17 protein-coding genes and 5 pseudogenes are annotated in these 20,198 nt (G+C 46.9%); 6 read left to right on the top strand and 16 right to left on the bottom strand.

The annotated features are described in order from the left end of the window. Nucleotides 1-15: 15 nt before the first annotated feature. The 9 genes and pseudogenes from JCM14374_RS09015 to argC form a co-directional block, all read right to left on the bottom strand. Nucleotides 16-2,131 (bottom strand): annotated as a pseudogene (locus JCM14374_RS09015) (ribonucleoside triphosphate reductase). A gap of 252 nt (nucleotides 2,132-2,383) precedes the next feature. After that, a complete protein-coding gene (locus JCM14374_RS09010) occupies nucleotides 2,384-3,589 on the bottom strand; it encodes an argininosuccinate synthase (RefSeq protein ID WP_054696289.1) in 1,206 nt (401 codons plus the stop codon). Between the two features lie 54 nt (nucleotides 3,590-3,643). Beyond that, a complete protein-coding gene (locus tag JCM14374_RS09005; protein WP_054696286.1) occupies nucleotides 3,644-4,090 on the bottom strand; it encodes a GNAT family N-acetyltransferase in 447 nt (148 codons plus the stop codon). Between the two features lie 88 nt (nucleotides 4,091-4,178). After that, the gene (argF, locus tag JCM14374_RS09000) at nucleotides 4,179-5,120 is read right to left on the bottom strand and encodes an ornithine carbamoyltransferase (protein WP_054696283.1); all 942 of its coding nucleotides are present in this window, start codon (nucleotides 5,118-5,120) and stop codon (nucleotides 4,179-4,181) included. A gap of 159 nt (nucleotides 5,121-5,279) precedes the next feature. After that, a pseudogene (locus JCM14374_RS08995) lies at nucleotides 5,280-6,465 on the bottom strand (aspartate aminotransferase family protein). Nucleotides 6,466-6,508: 43 nt separating this feature from the next. Next, on the bottom strand, nucleotides 6,509-7,372 hold the full coding sequence (gene argB, locus JCM14374_RS08990; RefSeq protein WP_054696280.1) for an acetylglutamate kinase: 864 nt from the start codon (nucleotides 7,370-7,372) through the stop codon (nucleotides 6,509-6,511). Between the two features lie 80 nt (nucleotides 7,373-7,452). Beyond that, on the bottom strand, nucleotides 7,453-8,676 hold the full coding sequence (gene argJ, locus JCM14374_RS08985; RefSeq protein WP_054696277.1) for a bifunctional glutamate N-acetyltransferase/amino-acid acetyltransferase ArgJ: 1,224 nt from the start codon (nucleotides 8,674-8,676) through the stop codon (nucleotides 7,453-7,455). Between the two features lie 89 nt (nucleotides 8,677-8,765). Then, complete coding sequence (locus tag JCM14374_RS14740; protein ID WP_242848939.1) at nucleotides 8,766-9,359, bottom strand: Asd/ArgC dimerization domain-containing protein; 594 nt, start codon at nucleotides 9,357-9,359, stop codon at nucleotides 8,766-8,768. 80 nt (nucleotides 9,360-9,439) lie between these two features. Then, a pseudogene (argC, locus tag JCM14374_RS14735) lies at nucleotides 9,440-9,745 on the bottom strand (N-acetyl-gamma-glutamyl-phosphate reductase); the annotation flags it as partial. 363 nt (nucleotides 9,746-10,108) lie between these two features. On the opposite strand from argC, the pseudogene JCM14374_RS15970 reads away from it, so the two are divergent. The 3 genes and pseudogenes from JCM14374_RS15970 to JCM14374_RS14080 all read left to right on the top strand — a co-directional run. Then, nucleotides 10,109-10,867 (top strand): annotated as a pseudogene (locus JCM14374_RS15970) (PDC sensor domain-containing protein); the annotation flags it as partial. Nucleotides 10,868-10,978: 111 nt separating this feature from the next. Continuing rightward, a pseudogene (locus JCM14374_RS15965) lies at nucleotides 10,979-11,613 on the top strand (methyl-accepting chemotaxis protein); the annotation flags it as partial. A 98-nt stretch (nucleotides 11,614-11,711) separates the two neighbouring features. Next, nucleotides 11,712-12,029 carry a hypothetical protein gene (locus JCM14374_RS14080; RefSeq protein ID WP_054696271.1) on the top strand — a complete coding sequence of 106 codons (318 nt, stop codon included), beginning with the start codon at nucleotides 11,712-11,714 and terminating at the stop codon, nucleotides 12,027-12,029. Between the two features lie 72 nt (nucleotides 12,030-12,101). On the opposite strand, the gene JCM14374_RS08965 is transcribed toward JCM14374_RS14080, so the two are convergent. The 5 genes from JCM14374_RS08965 to JCM14374_RS08945 form a co-directional block, all read right to left on the bottom strand. Continuing rightward, entirely contained in the window at nucleotides 12,102-12,884 is a 783-nt protein-coding gene (locus JCM14374_RS08965; RefSeq protein ID WP_054696269.1) for a short-chain-enoyl-CoA hydratase, read from the bottom strand. Nucleotides 12,885-13,126: 242 nt separating this feature from the next. Beyond that, complete coding sequence (amrS, locus tag JCM14374_RS08960; protein ID WP_054696266.1) at nucleotides 13,127-14,140, bottom strand: AmmeMemoRadiSam system radical SAM enzyme; 1,014 nt, start codon at nucleotides 14,138-14,140, stop codon at nucleotides 13,127-13,129. 214 nt (nucleotides 14,141-14,354) lie between these two features. Beyond that, nucleotides 14,355-15,746, bottom strand: coding sequence for an AmmeMemoRadiSam system protein A (gene amrA, locus JCM14374_RS08955; protein ID WP_054696263.1), 1,392 nt, complete (start codon nucleotides 15,744-15,746; stop codon nucleotides 14,355-14,357). A gap of 20 nt (nucleotides 15,747-15,766) precedes the next feature. Next, on the bottom strand, nucleotides 15,767-16,516 hold the full coding sequence (locus JCM14374_RS08950) for an N-acetylmuramoyl-L-alanine amidase (RefSeq protein WP_242848933.1): 750 nt from the start codon (nucleotides 16,514-16,516) through the stop codon (nucleotides 15,767-15,769). Between the two features lie 54 nt (nucleotides 16,517-16,570). Next, nucleotides 16,571-16,750, bottom strand: a complete 180-nt coding sequence (locus JCM14374_RS08945) for a hypothetical protein (RefSeq protein WP_054696261.1) — start codon at nucleotides 16,748-16,750, stop codon at nucleotides 16,571-16,573. A 679-nt stretch (nucleotides 16,751-17,429) separates the two neighbouring features. Here JCM14374_RS08945 and JCM14374_RS08940 point away from each other — a divergent pair. From JCM14374_RS08940 to JCM14374_RS08930, 3 genes are read left to right on the top strand one after another with little or no spacing between them, the layout of a single operon-like run. Next, nucleotides 17,430-18,269, top strand: a complete 840-nt coding sequence (locus JCM14374_RS08940) for a PAS domain-containing protein (protein WP_054696258.1) — start codon at nucleotides 17,430-17,432, stop codon at nucleotides 18,267-18,269. Nucleotides 18,270-18,274: 5 nt separating this feature from the next. Further along, on the top strand, nucleotides 18,275-18,610 hold the full coding sequence (locus JCM14374_RS08935) for a PAS domain-containing protein (RefSeq protein WP_054696255.1): 336 nt from the start codon (nucleotides 18,275-18,277) through the stop codon (nucleotides 18,608-18,610). Further along, nucleotides 18,607-19,458 carry a sensor domain-containing diguanylate cyclase gene (locus JCM14374_RS08930; protein WP_054696252.1) on the top strand — a complete coding sequence of 284 codons (852 nt, stop codon included), beginning with the start codon at nucleotides 18,607-18,609 and terminating at the stop codon, nucleotides 19,456-19,458. Before JCM14374_RS08935 ends, JCM14374_RS08930 begins: the two co-directional genes overlap by 4 nt. 78 nt (nucleotides 19,459-19,536) lie before the next feature. Here the strand turns inward: JCM14374_RS08930 and JCM14374_RS08925 are convergent, their stop codons facing one another. Continuing rightward, the gene (locus JCM14374_RS08925; protein WP_054696249.1) at nucleotides 19,537-19,749 is read right to left on the bottom strand and encodes a hypothetical protein; all 213 of its coding nucleotides are present in this window, start codon (nucleotides 19,747-19,749) and stop codon (nucleotides 19,537-19,539) included. Nucleotides 19,750-19,800: 51 nt separating this feature from the next. Beyond that, the gene (rpsI, locus tag JCM14374_RS08920; protein ID WP_054696245.1) at nucleotides 19,801-20,196 is read right to left on the bottom strand and encodes a 30S ribosomal protein S9; all 396 of its coding nucleotides are present in this window, start codon (nucleotides 20,194-20,196) and stop codon (nucleotides 19,801-19,803) included. Between the last annotated feature and the right edge of the window lie 2 nt (nucleotides 20,197-20,198).

Here is a 20,198-nt window from a genome sequence, read left to right as displayed (position 1 = left end):
AAATTTCATTTCTTGCTATACAACCTTATAAGTTTTACGGTTTCTGAACTCGGCCTGTTTGCCTTCGTTCCACTGGTCCACCGGACGCAGGTATCCCACAACCCGCGAATATACCTCACAGGAGGTTTCCTTGCCTTCGCCAGCGCAGCTCGGACAGAGAACATGCTCGCCGCTGATATATCCATGTTCCGGGCAGATGCTGAAAGTGGGAGAAATATAGAAGTACGGCATCTTGAATTGTTCACAGGCTTTCTTAATCAAGGCCTTTACGGAATTAAAATCAGGCACCGCCTCGCCTACGAATATATGAAAAGTAGTGCCTCCGGTATACATTCCCTGCAAGATCCTGCAGCTTCATGGCCAGAAACAGATCATCGGTATACCCTACCGGCAGGAAGGTTGAATTTGTGTAATAGGGTTCCGCGCCCTGGTTTTTAACGGCTTCGCTGTTGGCTACCAGGATATCGGGATAGATTTTTCGGTCTTTCTGGGGCAAGCTGTAGCTCACGCCTTCGGCTGGTGTGGCTTCCAGATTGAATAGATTGCCGGATTCCTCCTGATACTGCTGAATGCGGTCGCGCATGAATTCCAGGACTTCCATAGCAAAAGCATGGCCTTCTTCACTGGCTATATCCTGACCCAGAAAATTAAGGCAGGATTCGTTCATGCCTACCAGCCGATGGTGGAAAAATGATTTATCCAGTAGCGGCCCGTCGATCTTTTTATGCCGCGCAGGTAGTATTGCGAATAAGGATACAACCCGGCTTCGGTCAGGGTCTCCAGTATCTTTCTCTTTATCTCCAGGCTGTCACGCGCCAAATCCATGATATCGGCCAGGCGATGGAAATAATCCTCCCGGTCTTTGGCCAGATAACCTATGCGCGGCATATTGATGGTTACCACCCCCACAGAACCTGTCAGGGGATTGGAGCCAAACAGCCCGCCGCCGCGTTTTCTCAGTTCGCGGTTGTCAAGGCGTAGGCGGCAGCACATGCTGCGGGCATCTTCAGGGTCCATGTCGGAGTTAATATAATTGGCAAAGCCCGGTATGCCGTAACGGGCTGTCATCTCCCAGATCTTGTCATAAGCGGGGTTGTCCCATTCAAACTCCCGGGTGATGTTATAGGTGGGTATAGGGAAGGTGAATACCCGTTCCTCAGCATCGCCTTCCATCATGACTTCCGCAAAAGCCTGGTTGAGCATGTCCATCTGTTCCTGGAAATCTCCATAGCATTTATCCATAAATTCCCCGCCCAGGACTACCGGTTCATCCTTCATGTGCCTGGGTACCTTCAAGTCCATGGTAATATTTGTAAATGGCGTTTGAAAACCACCCGGTGGGCACGTTTACGTTAAATATGAATTCCTGCAAACTTTGTTTTACCTGTTCATAGGTCAATCCATCGTAGTAAATAAAGGGAGCCAGGAGGGTGTCAAAATTTGAAAAGGCCTGAGCTCCAGCAGCTTCACCCTGCAGGGTGTAGAAAAAGTTTACGATCTGACCCAGTATGGTGCGGAAGTGTTTGGCCGGTTTGCTGACCACCTTGCCGCGCGCGCCTTTGAAGCCTTCGCGGATCAAATCCTGCAAGTCCCAGCCCACACAGTACACTGCCAGTATGCCCAGGTCATGCATGTGGTAGTCTCCGCTTTCCTGCGCTTCTTTCATCTGCGGGGTGTATATCTGGTTCAGCCAGTATTGGCTGGTAACGATGGAGGAGATATGAAAATTCATGCCTTGCAGGCTGAAATTCATGTTGGAGTTTTCTTTAACCCGCCAGTCGCTTTTATCCAGGTATTTCTTGATGATGTCCGTGTTCTGCATGAGCTGGCGGCTGTCGCGGATTATCTCGTGCTGCTTGCGGTAAAGTATGTAGGCTTTGGCGGTCCTGTAATGACCGTTTTTAACCAGAACTTTTTCCACCAGGTCCTGAATATCTTCCACTGTGGGTATTTCATAATCATCCAGGTACTGGTATCCGGCTATTTCGACCACCTTATCCGCCAGTAATTCGGCAATATGAAAGTTGGAACCGCCCACTGCCTGGGCGGCTTTCCATATGGCCTGGGTAATTTTATCTTTTTCAAATGGTACTATACGCCCGTCGCGTTTCCTGACTTCACTGAACTCCACCCTGTGCTGCCTCCCCCAAAACCACAATATATATGGTATGTTTTTTTTTGACCACAATATGCTGTGGTTTTATTATAACCAATATACCAAAACATGCAAATAGAACTCTTGTCCCAAAATGATTTTTAGATCGATGTACTACATAATACCTGCCCAAATATCCTGTTTTCAATACAAGGAAAAATATTTTCCAACCCGATAATGCAAAAAAACAGGACCCTCTGCCAAGAGTCCTGTTTTATATCTTTAACTCTATTTGCCGTCAATTCTGCGATTGAGTAAGGCCTGCACGGTAAGCGGCAGCCCAAATAGTTTTATAAAGCCTTCCGCGTCTTTATGGTTATAGATTTCATCGGCTCCGAATGTCGCCAGGGCCTCATTGTAGAGCGAATAGGGCGACCAGGAGGCTACGGCAGTAACGCTGCCCTTGTATAGTTTAACCTTTACGGTGCCGGTAACCGTCTTCTGAGTCTCGTCCACGAAGGCATCCATAGCCATTTTCAGTTTACTGAACCAGTTGCCGTCATACACTAATTCTGCGTATTTTATGGCCATTTGTTCTTTGAACTGCAGGGTGCGGCGATCCAGGGTCAAGCGCTCCAGTTCCTGGTGAGCGGCATAGAGTATGGTGCCTCCGGGAGTCTCATATACTCCGCGTGACTTCATGCCTACCAAACGGTTTTCCACCATGCTGATTATACCTACCCCGTTGGCTCCGCCCAGGCGGTTTAATTCCTCCAATAGTTCTACCGGGCCGTATTCTTTCCCGTTGATGGCTATGGGCCGACCCTGTTCAAAACCGATTTCCAGGTAGGTCGGCTGGTCAGGCGCCTTTTCCGGCGGTACAGTCAGAACATAGACGCGGTCCAGGGCTTCATTGGCCGGGTCTTCCAGTTCCCCGCCCTCATGGGAGATATGCCAGATGTTACGGTCGCGGCTGTAGATTTTCTCTTTAGTAACCGGGATCTCTATGCCATGCTGCATAGCATAATCAATGGCGTCTTCGCGGGAGCGGATATCCCATTCCCGCCAGGGGGCTATAATCTTAAGATCAGGATTAAAAGCCCGGGTGGTCAATTCGAAACGCACCTGGTCATTACCTTTGCCGGTGGCTCCGTGCGCAACCGCTACCGCACCCTCTTTAGCGGCTATTTCCACCATCTTCTTAGCAATAAGGGGGCGGGCAAATGAGGTGCCCAGCAGGTATTTTCTCTCGTATATAGCGCCCATCTTAAGTACGGGGAAGATATAGTCGGTCACAAATTCCTGGCGCAGGTCTTCGATATATACTTTTGATGCTCCCGACTTCAAGGCTTTTTCTCTAACTGGTTCCAGTTCTTCCCCCTGTCCCAGGTCGGCGCAAAAGGCGATAACTTCATAACCGTAATTCTCTTTCAGCCAGGGAATAATTATTGAAGTATCGAGACCGCCCGAGTATGCGAGTACCACTTTATCCATACATCAAACCTCCCATTTATAATGCAGGCAAAAGACGCTCCCCCTGCCTGTTGATTAACAGTTCGAATCGCCGGTTATATCCCAGTTGAAAACAATTATATCATCTCTCTCCACCCAGCGAAGATGACGATAAAACTCCCGGGCATTCTTGTTGCCTGCTTTGGTATACAGATAAACCCTGACAGCCCCGAGGCGTTTAAATTCTTGCATAGCCTGTTCCATCAAAGCTTTGCCGATGCCATGTCCCTGATATTCGGGTTTAACCGCCAGGTGGTATATACAGCCGCGCCAGCCGTCATAGGCTGCCATGACGCTGCCAACCAGTTCTGTACCGCTTACGGCCACCAGGCATCCTTTAAGATTGTATTGCATAAACTTTTTAACCGATTCAGGTGTATCAGGAACTGAGGACATAAATTCACTAACGTCCTCCCACAGGAGCAGCATATTTTCTATATCTTCTTCCGTGGCCAAACGGATGGTCCAATTAAAGTCTTTCATCTAAACTCCACCTTACATATCTGTGCAATTAAACTACCCATACATCTGCGTTTCTATTAAATTTACTTTGTTAACGTATATTTACGTTTTACATTACCAGGGCCATTATGGCCTTATGGGCATGCAGACGGTTTTCTGATTCGTCAAACACCACCGACTGCGGTCCGTCCATAACCTCATCAGTTATCTCCTTGCCCCGTTTGGCAGGCAGGCAGTGCAGAACTACCGCATCCTTTTTCGCCAGAGCCAACAGGCTGCTGTTAAGCTGGTATTTCAAGAAGTTCTTTTCCTTATCCTCGGCAACACCCTCCTGGCCCATACTGGCCCATACATCAGTGTATACCGCGTCAGCGCCTTCTACCGCTTCGGCCGGGTCCTCCACCACCCATAAACGGGCGCCGGTTTCCCGTGCATCGGCTTGAGCTAGTTCCATCACTTTTTTATCAGGTTCAAAACCGGCCGGGGAAGCAATAACTACATCCATACCGGTCTTGGCTCCGCCGAAAAGCAGTTCATGCGCCACATTATTGCCGTCACCGATAAAGGCCAGTTTCAAACCCTGCAGTTTGCCCTTATGTTCCATTATAGTCATCATGTCGCCGATAACCTGGGTGGGATGCAGCAGGTCGGTCAGACCGTTTATAACCGGAATAGATGCCCAATGCGCTAATTCCAGAACCTCATCATGATCAAACGTACGTATCATAATCCCATCCAGCATGCGGGAAAGCACCAGAGCGGTATCCTTGATGGTTTCGCCTCTGCCCAGCTGTATATCGCGCGGGCTGAGGAAGAGCGCATGCCCGCCCAGTTGGTACATCCCTACTTCAAAGGCTACTCTGGTGCGGGTAGAAGCCTTCTGAAATATCATACCCAGGGTTTTTCCGGCCAGGTAGGGATGAGCTATGCCGCTCTTCTGCATTTTTTTAAGCTGGGCTCCCACCTCCAGAAAATAAGCGATTTCGTCAACGGTAAAATCATGGATCGATATAAAATCCCGCCCCCGCAAGGTATCTTTTAGCTCCATCATCAAATCTCCACTCCTTAAAATGAATTCTAATAGCCACAGATTATCACAGATTATTTCAGAATAATATAAAAACAGTCATTGATTAACCCAGGTTTTTTAACTGTGGGGTAAGACCGAATATTAAAGATTGAACTTTAGGCGTTTCGCGTTTTACGTTCCTTAACGCCAATCCTTCAGGGATTCTTTAAGAATGTTCAAGGCCTGGTTAATCTCAGTCTGGTTCACGGTTAAGGGCGGCACAAAACGCAGTACCTGCGGACCTGCTCCCACCAGCAGCAGGCCTTTTTCCAAACAGATGTCGACCAGCGTTTTAATTTCCTGGTCGAACTCCATCCCCAGTATGAGTCCGCTGCCCCTGACCTTAACTATGCGCGGGTCCTTGATAGCTTGCAGCCCCTTCATCAGGAAGGCGCCGTTTTGTTTTACCTGGGGGAAAAAGTCTTCCGCCGTCATGATATCTATTACCTTATTGGCCACGGCGGCAGCCAGATAATTGCCGCCGAAGGTCGAGGCGTGATCGCCGGGCGCAAAACCGCTGGCAGCCTCTGCGCTGGCCAGCATGGCTCCTATGGGAAATCCTCCCCCCAGGCTTTAGCCATGGTTACTATATCAGGTTTGACATCATAACCTTGATAAGCAAAGAGGGTTCCGGTGCGCCCCATGCCGCATTGAACTTCATCAAAGACCAGCAGCAATCCTTCCCGCTGGCAGATTTGCCGCAGACCCCTCAGGAACATGGGATCAGCCGGTTTGACTCCCCCTTCACCCTGCACGGGTTCCACCAGTATAGCGGCGGTGGCGTCACTGATGACTTTCTCTACAGAAGTCAGGTTATTGAATTCCGCATATTTAAATCCTTCCGGCAGGGGAGCAAAGCCTTCCTGGTATTTTTTTGCCCGGTGGCGGTCAGTGTTGCCAGCGTCCGGCCATGAAATGAATTGTTGAAGACTATAATTTCATTTTTATGAGCTTCCTGGCGGCGGTAGAAATACTTGCGCACCAGCTTGATAGCGGCTTCGTTGGCTTCGGCTCCGCTATTGCAAAAAAAGGCTTTATCCAATCCTGAAGCTTTGACCAATTTCTCCGCTAATTCCGCCTGGGGCTGAATCCAATACAGGTTGGAAACATGCCAGAGCTGCTGCGCCTGTTCCTGCAGGGCTTTGATGAGGGGCTGCGGGCTGTGCCCCAGTGCGCATACCGCAATGCCGCCCACGAAATCAAGATACTGTTTGCCATTGGCATCCCAGAGATAGGAGCCTTTGCCTTTAACCGGCGCTATGGCGAAGCGCCCGTACGTATTCATCACATATTCTTGTCCCTTGGCCATTATATCGTTATTGGTCATTGTTTATCATCCTTTCTTAACCTGCCTGCAAAATAACCGCAGCTCAGTGGTCTACCACCATGGTGCCTATCCCCTGGCGGGTAAATATCTCTAAAAGTATGGAATGAGGCAGCCTGCCATCAATGATATGAGTGCGCCCCACTCCGCCTCGAACTGATTCCGCGCAGCATTGGACTTTGGGCAGCATACCCCCGGCAATAATTCCTTCCTGGTTCAAACCTTCGATTTGGTCCAGGTGCAGGACGGAAATTAATGAATCAGGGTCTTCGGGGTCGCGCAGCAGTCCGGGGACATCAGTCAACAGCACCAATTTATCAGCTTTGATAGCTACGGCAATTGCGGAAGCCACCAGATCAGCATTTATATTATAGGTTTCACCTGTGTCCCCAATACCAATGGGAGCGATAACAGGTATATAGCCGTTTTCTATCAAGACATCAATGATGGCGGGGTTTATTTTCTTGACAGCGCCCACAAAGCCCATCTTCCCGCTGGGGTCCAGGAAAGAAGCTTCGATAAGCCTGTCGTCTTTGCCGGATAAACCGATGGCTCTGCCGCCGCTGGCATTTATACCAGCAACTATCTCCTTATTCAGCTTGCCTCCCAGGACCATTTCCACCACTTCCATAGTAGGCTGATCCGTAACCCGTAAACCGTTTATAAATTCACTTTTTATGTTCAGACGAGCCAGCATCTGGTTGATTTCCGGCCCGCCTCCGTGAACAACAATAGGGTGCATGCCCACAAATTTCATCAAGACTATATCCTGCATGACCTTGTTTTTAAGATCACAATCAGTCATAGCTGCGCCGCCGTATTTTATTACTACTCTCTTGCCGTAAAAGTCTTTAATATAAGGTAAGGCCTCCACCAGAATTTCAGCTTTTTGCATAGCCGGATTCAGCATTTTCGTTCCTCCTCATAAATTGGGCGCGGATTGCCTGGATTATACACCAGATTAACTCGATGAGATCAGGTTTATCTGTGCTAACTCCGGTAATCGGCATTTATGCTTATATATTCATAAGACAGATCGCATCCCCAGGCGGTGGCACTATGCTCCCCGGCTTTCAGGTCCAGGGTAATTACCACGTTTTCCTGCTGCAGTTCCTCTACTGCCTGCCTTTCATCAAAGGCCAGACCCATTCCGTTCTGAGCGACTTGCGTTTTCCCCAGATAGACATCTACGCGGGAAGGATCAAATTCAGCTCCTGAATAACCGGCAGCGCAGAGAATACGTCCCCAGTTGGGATCATGGCCAAAAACTGCAGCTTTGGTTAAATTCGAAGACGTGACCGAACGGGCAATCACCCGGGCAGTTTCTTTATCTGCCGCATTTAAGACCCGCACTTCAATGAGGTGATTGGCCCCTTCCCCATCACGGGCAATCATTTTTGCCAGTTCGATATTTATATAATTCAGTGCCTCGGCAAATTTCTTAGCATCATCTGATTCTTCATCTGCGATTATCGGGTTACCGGCCAGGCCGTTTGACAAAACCGCCAGCATATCATTTGTAGATGTATCACCATCAACGCTGATCATATTAAACGACAGGTCCGCCGACTGTTTTACCAGTTTTTGTAAACATTTGCTGTCTATAGCAGCATCTGTTGTGATAAAAACCAGCATCGTGGCCATATTGGGATGTATCATGCCTGAGCCCTTGGCCATGCCGCCAATACGCACCGGTTTCCCCTGTATTTCTATTTCTACAGCTATCTCCTTGCATTTAAGGTCGGTGGTCATAATGGCCAAAGCCGCATTATGCCCTCCGGCACGGCTCATGGTTATTACCGCTTCATAGATTCCGCCTTCAACCTTTTCCATGGGCAAAGGTACCCCGATCACTCCTGTAGAAGCTACGATAACATCTTCCGGACTCACTCCCATTCCCATTACATCGGCCAATATCTGGGTCATGGCCTGAGCGTCTTTGTAACCCTGCGCCCCGTTGCAGGCATTGGCATTACCGCTATTTACTACAATAGCCCGAGCCATTCCGTCTGCCAGATGCTCCTGGGTGACGTCAATACAAGCCGCCCTGACCTTGTTTGTGGTGTAAACGGCTGCGGCGCTGCCCCTCCGGTCAGAATAAACCACAGCTATATCTTTTTTATCCTTCTTTTTTATTTCCGCACAAACACCCTGGGCCATAAAGCCTTTGGCACTGGTTATACCGCCATTTTCAATCAAAATCATCTTCTCCATTAAAATTCAACCTCCCATTTATTACTCAGGCCTCGCAGTTGACATAAAATCCACTTCTTACTCGCGCCTGCTCCGTAAATTATTTAATATTAAGGATGTAACCCCGGGAAAAGCAGTCCTTTGGTTTCTTCTATCCCCAGCATCAGGTTCAAATTCTGTATAGCCTGCCCGGATGCTCCCTTGGTAAGGTTATCTAAAACTGAAATTAGTATAACCCGCCTGCTTTCTTCATTAACATACACTCCTATGTGAACCTGGTTGCTGCCATAAACCCACTTGCTGTGAGGCATAACGCCTTCCGGCAAGACCTGTATAAAGGGTTCCTGGTTATACCTAGCCTCCAGGGTCTCTCTCACCTGACCGCCAGATATTCCGGGGCGCAGGCTAGCATAGATAGTTGTTAAAATGGCCCGATTCATAGGCGCCAGGTGCGGTGTGAAAATCATCTCCACCGCAGTTTTGGCCGCAAAAGATATTTCCTGGCTGATCTCAGGTCCATGGCGGTGGGTCCCAACCCCATAAGCACGTATGCCTTCATTTACCTCGCAGAAATGGCTGCTCTCTCTAGCGTACGCCCCGCGCCAGAGACGCCGCTCTTGGAATCGACGATAATTCCGTGCGTTTCCACAACCCCCGCAGCCAGAAGCGGCGCCAGCGGTAAAATAGCTCCTGTCGGATAGCAGCCGGGATTGGCTGTCAGGCTGGCAGTTTTTATTTTATCGCGGTAGAGTTCAGGCAGCCCGTATACAGCCTCAGCCAGCATCTCCGGAGCCTCGTGTTCCTTTTCATAATATTTTTTATATATCGCCGCATCCTTTAAGCGGAAATCGGCTCCCAGATCCACGCATTTTATACCCGCTTCCAGGAGTTTAATAGCCAACGGAACTGAAAGCCCATGGGGCAAAGCCAGGAAAACAGCGTCACAACGTCCTTTTAACCGTTCAATCTCACTGGGTTCACAGACCAGGTCACAAAAGCCGGTGAGATGAGGATAGATACGGTCTATTCTTCTGCCCCCATTATCGGCGGACAATATGCAGACCGCCTCCAATTCATTATGCCCTGCCATAAGCCTCAACAATTCGGCTGCAGTATACCCGTCACCAACAATACCGACTTTATACACCTTAGTCATCTCCTTATCAAATGTACTGGAACATTCATAATTATACATACATGTGTATATTTTTGCAACCATAAATGTTTGGGGTCCCTTTTATTTGTTGAAGCATAACATTTTCTGTATTATGGCAAATGAATATTTATTGGGAAAAATTATCGGGTTATAGTTTGGCTAAAATCTTGCAAAAATTTTGTTTATTCTTGAAGGAATATATGGTAATTCATCGAATTGTTTTTTATAAGTAAGTGTTGAGGGGGTATTGTTTTGAAATTCTATGAAAGCCTGCGATTCAAATTAGTAGTATGGGTCGTGTCAATAGTTATTGTTGGCGCTGTGGCGCAAAACGGCACCTCCGTTTATATCAGCCGCGGCCTTTTAACATCTGAAATACAAAAGGAATGTATGAGTCTGGCCAAAACCGGCAGCGAGCAGGTGAATTTCTTCCTCAGCGCGCGCTTGGATGAACTGACAACCATAAGCAAATCAGATTACATAACCGCGATGAATCAAAAAGACGCGGTTGAATTACTTCAGGATATTATTTCCAGTGATTATGAGAATATGTTTATCATTCGTCCTGACGGCACAGCCTATTTAAACAACGGGGCGGTAGTAAATGTTAAAGATCGTAATTATTTTCAAACCGCAATACAAGGAAAAAAGGCCGTGGACATCCCCCTGGTTTCCAAAGTCAGCGGCAATATCGTTATCCCCATAGCAGTTCCTATCTACCAGGACGATAAGGTTGCCGGCGTACTGGCCGCATCGATAAAGAGCGCTAAAATGACCAGCATGCTGGAGGATATCAAGGTGGGCCAAAGCGGCTATGCCTATTTAATCAGCAATGACGGCACCTTCCTGGTGCATCCTGACAGCAGTTTTGTGCTCAAGAAAAACGCCTTGCAAATTAGTGACAGCCTGGCAGCAGTTTCCCGTAAGATGATCGCCATGGAAAGCGGGCTTGATACTTATACATTAAACGGAGTGGAAAAATACCTGGCTTACGCCCCGGTAAAGCTGGCAGGCTGGTCTTTGGGCGTAGCGGTTCCCGTTAGTGAAGTAAATGGTCCCGTAAACGGCCTGCTGGTAAAAATTACTCTTCTGACCGCACTCGTGCTGGTATTTTCCATAATCATTCTCTGGTTTATCAGCGCCAAATTTTTTAATCCTCTAACGGAAATGGTAGGTTTTATACGCAAGATGGCCAATCGTGACCTGAGTCAGAATATCAGCAGCAATTTAACCTCAGAATTTGGCCTGTTGTTGAATTCATTCGGGGAAATGAGCCAGAGCCTGCGTGAAACCATGAATCAAATTTCTGCCGGTTCAGATAAACTTACCGAAGTTTCCCAAGAGTTATTAATCAATGCCGAGCAAACCGGCACCGCCTCTGAACAGGTCAGCGCCACCGCAGACGAAGTAGCCCGAGCGGCGGCTTCTCAGGCTGAAGACGCGCAAAGAACTACGGAATTAACCAGACAAGTAGGCATAGGTATGCAGAATGTCGGAACTGAATCAGAAAAAATTGCTCAACAATCAATAAACTTTAAGAATATTGTGCGGCGGGTTACTGACACCATGATCAAACAAAAGGATAAAATGGGGGAAACCATTGTATCAGCGGAACAGGTTTTCCAGGTCATGACTGAACTTAACCAGTATACAGAGCAGATCGGGGAAATAATTACCCTGATCAACAACATCGCTGAACAGACTAACCTCCTGGCCCTCAACGCGGCTATCGAAGCAGCGCGCGCGGCGAAGCCGGACGCGGGTTTGCCGTGGTAGCCGAGGAGGTTCGCAAACTGGCCGAAGAATCAGGCGCGCCACCCAGAACATATCTTCTATCATCAGTCAGGTTCAAGCTCAGGTAGCCAGAGCTGTCGATAAAGTCTCAGTTGCCGACCGGCTTATGCGGGAGCAGGGCGAATTTTTAAACGAAAGTATGCAGGCATTTGATGATATTGAAAGAGGAGCCAATGAGATTGACAATTCCATTCAGGATATGTCGGCAACCTTCGAGGAAGTCATGGCCTCTAATGATGAAATTATCAGAGCCATCGAAAATATTTCGGCGGTTACAGAAGAATCCGCGGCTTCAGCCGAAGAATCAACCGCCATTAGCCAGAACCAGCTGGCAGCCGTTCATAAGATTATCGAAATAAGCCGCAATCTGGATGAAATAGCCCGCAAACTAAAAGAAATTACCGATACCTTCAAGTTAAATTAATCAGAAAATATATTCAAACATTAAAAAAGGACTGAATCCTCTATAAGAAGATCAGTCCTTTTTCCTGTTTTTCTATTTCCCTTTAAAAACAGCCTTCTCTTTGTTCAAGAACGCATTCATGCCTGATTTCTGATCTTCTGTGGAAAAACACAGACCAAAAAGGTCCGCCTCAATGGCTACCCCTGTTTCAATATCTGTTTGCAATCCCTTGTTTATAGCCGCTTTGGCATATTTTACTGCCAAGGGCGCATTGCTCATAATCTTGCGGGCCAGCTTTTTGGCTTCATCCATCAGGCTTTCCGCCGGGTATACATGGTTTACCAGGCCTATGCGGTAAGCCTCTTCGGCATTTATCTGGTTAGAACTTAGAATCAGCTCCATAGCCCGGCCTTCGCCCACCAGGCGCGGCAGTCTCTGGGTTCCGCCAAAACCGGGAGTAATCCCCAGGCCCACCTCGGGCTGCCCGAATTTAGCTTTTTCCGATGCCAGACGAATATCGGCCGTCATAGCCAATTCACACCCGCCGCCGAGAGCAAATCCATTAATGGCTGCAATGACTGGCTTTTCCATCTTTTCGAACTGGCGGAACGCCCAGTTCCCGGTAATCCCGAATTCTCGCCCTTCGACTCCAGTGAAACCGGACATTTCTTTGATATCGGCCCCGGCTACAAAGGCTTTATCACCTGCTCCGGTAATAATTAAAACCTTAATTTCATCATCACCGGCAATATCCGCGGCTGCCTGTCCTAATTCCTTCAGAACCTCAGTGTTCAGGGCATTCAATGCTTGAGGGCGATTGATAAATAAAATTCCTATTCCGTCTTCTTTCTCCAGTATTAAATATTTGTAGGACATTACAACACCTCCTGAATATTATTTTTTATTATTTCCCGAAAAAAATCAATTATTTCCACCCGGTGGTAACATATTGCCGGATGAATTCATATCCTGGATTGTGGGTATTATAAATTTGACAGCATACCGGAATTATTCTTCCGGTGGCTTTCATATAGAGGGGGAAGAGCTCAGGCTCTTCCCTGTCTTTTATTAATGACTAAACTTGGGCAAGTAAGCGAAGGTTATTTAATCAGCACAGATTAACTCACGATATAGTCTACCGGACTATGGCAATACTCACATTGTCCCGCCTTAATGCCGCATATCCGTGTATAATATCCCTGGCGTTCTATCAGAACTTTGCCGCAGTTAAGGCACAGGGTATCATTTTCCCGGCCTATATTGCCCAGGTAAACAAAATTCAAGTGCTTTAAGGCTTCGTCCCTGGCAGCCTGCATATTCCTGAGAGGTGTCGGTTCTATGTCAAATCTGTAGGCCGGGTGATAATGGGATAGATGCAAAACCATATTTTTATCCAGAGAAGCCAGCCATTTGGCCAGTTGGGATATTTCTTGCCTGCTGTCGTTTTCCCCGGGAATAAGCAGGGTGGTAATTTCCACATGCACTTTTTGCATAGCCGTTTCCACGGATTGCATAACCGCAGCCAGTTTTCCCCGGCAGTGATTGTGATAGAAGGCTTCGCTGAATGCTTTGACATCGATATTCATAGCATCAATATAAGGCAGGAGTTCTCTTAATGGTTGGTTTTCTATATAGCCATTGCTGACCAGAACCACTTTTTGTCCATGATTTTTCAATTTATCAGCGGTTTCTTTTATATATTCGTACCAAATGGTTGGTTCATTATAGGTAAAAGCACATCCAATGGAGCCATCTGGGCGAGCCTTAACCGCTTCTTGTGTCAGTCTGTCGCCGCTTATCGGCAAAGTTTGGGGACGAGGATATTCTGAGCCTGTTCCCCGGGCCAGGGAGTAGTTCTGGCAAAAGGGGCAAAAGAGGTTGCAGCCAAAAGTGCCAGCGGAGAGGATACTGGTTCCCGGATAAAAATGGTAAAGGGGTTTTTTCTCGATGGGGTCCAGGGCTATGGATACCACTTCTGCATAATTTAAAGCGTATAGTCTTCCCCCCCGGTTTTGACGTACGCCGCACAAACCTGTCCGCCCCTCGTGAATCCGGCAGTGATGAGGGCATAACCAGCACTCCACATCATCTTTATCGATTTTTTCATAATACAACGCTTCATGCTGCACCATTTTTAATACTCCAATAACAAACACAGATTAATTAAAAGAAAAACTACTACAGAATATCAATTTCTTCAGTTTCTAATTCTAAAAGATAGCCCTACATTATGTTTTTCATGGTAATTATAACGGATTTCGCATTTGATCACAGATTCAAACTGCGAAGGTCGCAGCAAACATTATATGTGTACTGTACAATCCGTATTCATCTGTGACGTTTTATCTACTTGTATCTTTTAACCTCGAAACGTTCAAGCTTATATTTTTCGCTGGGATCTATTCCGGCCTTATGCAGGGCAATATAGATCTGCTCCTCGACCGTATCCACACCCTCCAAATCCGGCAGTAATAATCCCCGCCTGCGGCCGGCACTGACAATTACCCCATAGCGATGCGGGTCCAGTTCTTCCCGGCTGGTCGGTTCGGGTTCGCCCAGTATATCGACTGAATATACTAATTCGGGCAATTCAGCAATCTGTACCGGAGAAAACCTGGGGTCCTGGGTTCCAGCCGCTACCGCATTATGAGATATTTCTTCCGCCAAATCCCCATAAGCAGGCATAATTGTGCCTATACATCCTCTCAACTGTCCGTTTTTCTTAAGAGAAACAAATACTCCCGCCTGACTTTTGCGTAAATTTTCCACCTCATAAGGTACAGCAGGAACTTGTCCTGTTTTTATGTAGTTTTCTAACGTCATACGCGCCCACCGCACCGGCAGACTTTCTTCCTGGCGGCGGCGGGAAATATCCTGAAGCTGACGACGCTTAAATTCCTGCAAGAGACTATCCCTATCTCCCACAGGCAAAAAACCAGCGGTTAAATAACCCACCCCGAATGGTCCTTCATAACTGAATACCTGGGACTTAAACTCACAGCCGTCTAAAGCGCCCAGCAGGATAACCAGGGAGCGATAGCCGCACTCTCCGGCATTATCCCGCAGTTTTTCCGGCAATTCTATAATGGAGGTTACATCTCCCCTGGTTATATTGTCTTTAACCGCAGCATCAAAACGTGCTCCATCCGGGTGATAATCATACGGTCTCTCGTCTTTGAGGCGGTGTGACATATCCCCTGAAGCCACTATAGCTACCCGTCGTCCCATAATTTCCGATGCTTCACGTAAAATGCGGCCGAAGGCATATAATTCTAAAATGGGAAGAAAGCCTATGCTTACAGCAATCACCTGCACCTGAGATAACCCGGCTTCCTGCAGGTAAAAAAGCGGAACTAATATGCCATGATCCAAATTCCATTGCAGGTTATTCTTACGAGCCATTTCTTTATTAATGGTGACAAAATTGGTTCCCGCGTCATTGCTGCGTTTTTCGATTTCCGCCAGCAATTCCAAATCATTGGTTACGCTTGTCCCTACCCGGCTGCCGAAATTAGAAAAATCACCTTGCAAAAGATTTTCCCCCAATGCTGACAGGGCATCACTGAATACGTTGCCGTGAGGAGTCAGGAAAATGATCGTTTCAGGGCAGCTTTCCACCAATTGGCGTGACATTTCCCGCATACCCCGGCGGCTTGTCTCCACTTCTCTTATTCTCGATCCTCCGATATCCGGGATCAACAAAGGCGGGTGGGGCGATAATACACCATAAGTTATCATTATTTACACCTCTCTTATTTTCACGGCTTACCAGGTTTATTATCATTAGTATTGGTTTTTTCCTCCTGTATAGAGGCAGCGGCGCCCATAAAAATGGCATATGCGATTTTGGATTGGTACCCCGGTTGTCTAAGCTTAACAGCTTCAGCCGGATTAGAGATAAAACCTACCTCAACTATTACCGCCGGCATTTTGGTTTTTTTCAAAACAAAATAATTACCGGCAGCCGATTTTCTTCTAGTATTCCCCAATACCCTCTTTAATTCCTCCTGGATGGAAGCTGCCAGCCGCTTGCTTTTTTCGTCTCCGGCCAGATAGAATGTCTGGGCGCCCGACCAGCTGGTTCCTGCTTCCGCATTAGTATGTATGCTTATGAATAAATCAGCATTCGCCTCATTGGCTTTCTGAACCCGGGTATTCATATCCTTGCGTTTGCGGTCTCTAATGCGGCCGCTAAACTCATCTCCTGCCAGATCACTTTCATTTTCTCGCAGCAGTATAACCATGGCCCCGGCCTGGCTCAGATATTCAGTCAAACGCTTGGCTATAGCCAGGGTGATCTCTTCCTCCACTGCATTCCCCCGCGACGCGCCGGAATCCACACCCCCATGTCCGGGGTCTACCACAATGATCTTGCTGGCCACTCCATATGATAATACACTGGTTTCGGGTTCTTCCCAGGCCAGAAAAAATAAATATATCACCATTAAAGCACTGGCTATAATGCCAGCGCGGCGCAGTGATATAACGTAGACTCTGCCTTTTTTCAATTTACTCACTCCTGCATTTGTTAATCTATACTATATATGCAGGAGACGCCCTGATTAAAACGACTGTTCAGCACTATCTTCCGGCGGCTGCAAACACTGTTCCAGCAATTCCATACTATCCGCCATATATATCATTTCATTGGACTCGCAGTTGGCGCAGGCTGATTCATAATTTTTATATTCCACCGGCAGAATAAAGCCATTATTACTGACTATGAAAAACCTAGCCCCCATTTTTTCACCTCTTGATTCACAATATATCTTTAAGATAAGCTGCCCGGCTGCGACGAAGCCGCAGTTTTATCTGCGGCTTCGCGCTGGCTGAACGATTGGGAATAATGGTTTTCACTGCCCGCCTAGGATTTAACTTTCTTATCCTTACGCGAACCAGTCCCCATTTGTTTATCATGCTGATCTTCCAATCTTCTAGCCGCATCATCTAATATTTTGTCATCTTTCTTGGCTTTTTTCGCCATCTTGGGCACCTCCTCTAAATGATCATTTTCGGGAGACATTCCTATTATTCCACTTTACGCAGGACTTATTAAATGAATAAGTTGGAACGGCGGATACAGGAATTTATTTTAATAATTAATTATTTTTACCATTTTGAGTTTAAGGTGATAAGGTCTAATGGTTTAAGGAGCAATAAAAAGCTATATTAAGCCTTTAAAGGGCCATCATCCTTTCATCAATAATTTGCTAACCACCGTTTACAAAAATATACTATGACATAGGCCATCCTCCAGTCATGCTCCCGCCCTCCTGAATTGTTCATTTTCTGAGAAATAATTTGTCATTGTTCGAGACTTTATGCCGTTATATAATGAATATAGGTAAAAAAATAGCAAAATTACCTGCCTTATTATGTAATCAAACCATTCCCGCATGCAAACTGTTTGGAGGGGATAATTTGCCGCACTCATCTTCTTTTTACCGAACTATTCTCGATAATACCGATACCGGTTATGCCTATCAGCGTTTAATCACCAATGAAGACGGCCACCCTGTAGATTATGAGTTTATTGACGTTAACCCCGCCTTCGAAAAGCTCACCGGATGGAAAAGGTCAGATGTCAAAGGGCAGTTGATAAGCCGTTTGGTTCCCAATTTTAGAGAAATTTATGCTGATCTGCTTTCCCGTTGCGGCAATGTTGCTTTGCGGGGACAAAAAGAGAATTGTGAAGTATATTTCTATGGTCTGCAAAAATGGTTTCGTATTGCGGCCTACAGCCCCGAACCTGGTTTTATCGTGGCTATTTTAAGTGATATAAGCGAATTTAAAAAGGTAGAGGAAGAACTGCGCGAAAGCGAAGCCCGCTGGAAATATGCCCTGGAAGGCAGCGGAGACGGGGTGTGGGACTGGAATGTCAAAGATAATAAAGTGTTTTATTCCCGGCAGTGGAAGAATATCCTGGGTTTCGCGGAAGATGAAATCAGCAATAGCTTGGCAGAGTGGGAATACCGGGTGCATCCGGATGATCGTCAGCAGGCCCTGGACGATATTAATCGCTGCCTCAGCGGAGAAACTAAAATGTACTATAATGAACATCGTTTATGCTGCAAGGACGGCACGTATAAGTGGATTCTCGACCGCGGCATGGTGATAAAATATGATGCTGAAGGAAAACCTTCACATATGATGGGTACCCTTACCGATATAAACCGCCGTAAACGGCTGGAGCAATCATTATTGGGGCAGGAAGCAACCTGCGTTCCTTCTTCAATACGGTTGATTCCAGTTTATTTGTAATTGATTTGGAAGGTAATATTATTGAGGTCAATGCCACCGCCCTGCAAGTTCTGGGCTATCGTTCGGGTGAACTGCGCGGGCAGAACATCAGAATTATTCATCCCGAGGATTTTAATGAAGATGGCTGTAAATTCTTTAAATCAGCTCTGATAAGCGGCAGCAATACCATTACTATGATGATGCGCAGCAAAGATAGAAAAAAACTCATTCCCACCGAGGCGCGAATAAAAAAGGATTTTGGAATGGAGAAGAGGTTTTTTTCGTTATATGCCGGGATATATCGGAATTACAGTTATCGGAGCAAAAATTTTCCCGGGCTTTTAATATTAATGCCTCTATGATGACGATAACAACTTTGGATGAAGGCAAATACATAGACATTAATGAAAGCTGCCTGCGTACCATGGAATTTGAACGGGAAGAGGTTATTGGCCGAACCACTGAAGAACTGGGTATATATGCGGATGCTAAACAAAGGGATGTTATCCTCAATCTTTTACTGGCTAAAGGCAGTATTCGTGACATCGAAGTGAATTTCCGTTCAAAAAACGGAAAAATCATAATTGGCTTAATGTCCGCAGATATACTGCGTATAGATACCAAAGACTACCTTTTGACTATGGTTACCGATATCACTGAACGCCGTCTTATGGAAAAGGAACTGGAGGAAAAAAACCAGCGCCTGCAGGAACTGAATCAGAAATTAAAGATGCAGACCATAACCGACGACCTTACTGGGATATACAACCATCGCTATATTTTTCAATGTTTGCAGCAGGAACTGCGCCGGGCCAAGCGTTATAAACATCCCTTAACGGTGATGATGCTGGATCTTGACCATTTTAAGCTCGTTAATGACAGGTGGGGACATCAGGTTGGGGATCACGTGCTTAAATCCGTGGCCCGTATAATTGCATCCAATCTGCGAGAAACCGACATGGTGGGTCGCTATGGCGGAGAAGAGTTTTTAGTGATTTTGCCGATGACTGATATTAAAGATGGTCTGCAGGTGGCGGAGAGGATTCGCAAGGAGGTCCAGGAAGCGTCATTTAGCCAAAAAGGTTTAAAGGTTACCATCAGTATTGGTGCAGCCCAATATAACGGTGATAAGCTGGACAAGCTCATCGGCCGGGCGGACAGCCTTTTATACCAGGCTAAAAATAACGGTCGCAACCGCGTGGAGTATTAAGCCGAGTCTCTCATCAATAGCCTTTTGTGAAGCATACTCTTCTATACAAAGAACCGATTCGCCTCCGGGCGATCAGGGTTATAGTTTTAGATTGCCGCATGGCAGCGCTTTTCGCAAGGACAGTAAGGTTGTTCCCGAAGGTAATTTTTTATTGGGTCGTTGCGAGCACAGCAAAGCAATCTTTCCCCGGTTTTGCAGCCATGACAGGGCGGCGGTTCTGCCGTTCACGATGACCTCTGCCCTGCCCACGCACGCCCCGAGTACACTTATCCACAGCTGTTTGTAAACCATTCTTTCCTATACAATAAAAACCTCCCTGTCTGGGAGGTTTTTGGTTGCATTTTAGCGTTTGGAATACTGCGGAGCTTTTCTGGCTTTGTGCAGACCGTATTTTCTTCTTTCCTTCATACGCGGGTCGCGGGTTAAGAAACCGTTTTTCCTGAGTGAAGGCCTCAAATCAGGATTAGCCCTGGTAAGCGCGCGGGCAATGCCCATTTGCACCGCTCCGGCTTGTCCGGATACCCCTCCGCCCTGTACACGGCACAGGACATCAAAACGTCCCATGGTCTGGGTAAGCTCCAGGGGCTGCTGAACTATTAAGCGGCTGGTGCGATTAGGAAAGAATTCTTCGAAATTGCGGTTATTGATTATAATTTTGCCGTTACCCGGTACCAATCTAACCCGGGCTACAGCGCATTTTCTTCTTCCGGTTCCCCAGTATTGTACCTTGGCTGCCATAT

The organism is Syntrophomonas palmitatica JCM 14374 (assembly GCF_001311885.1).
Taxonomy (GTDB): Bacteria; Bacillota; Syntrophomonadia; order Syntrophomonadales; family Syntrophomonadaceae; genus Syntrophomonas_A; species Syntrophomonas_A palmitatica.
Note: the sequence above shows the minus strand (reverse complement) of the source record. Positions and strands in the feature narration are given on the sequence as shown.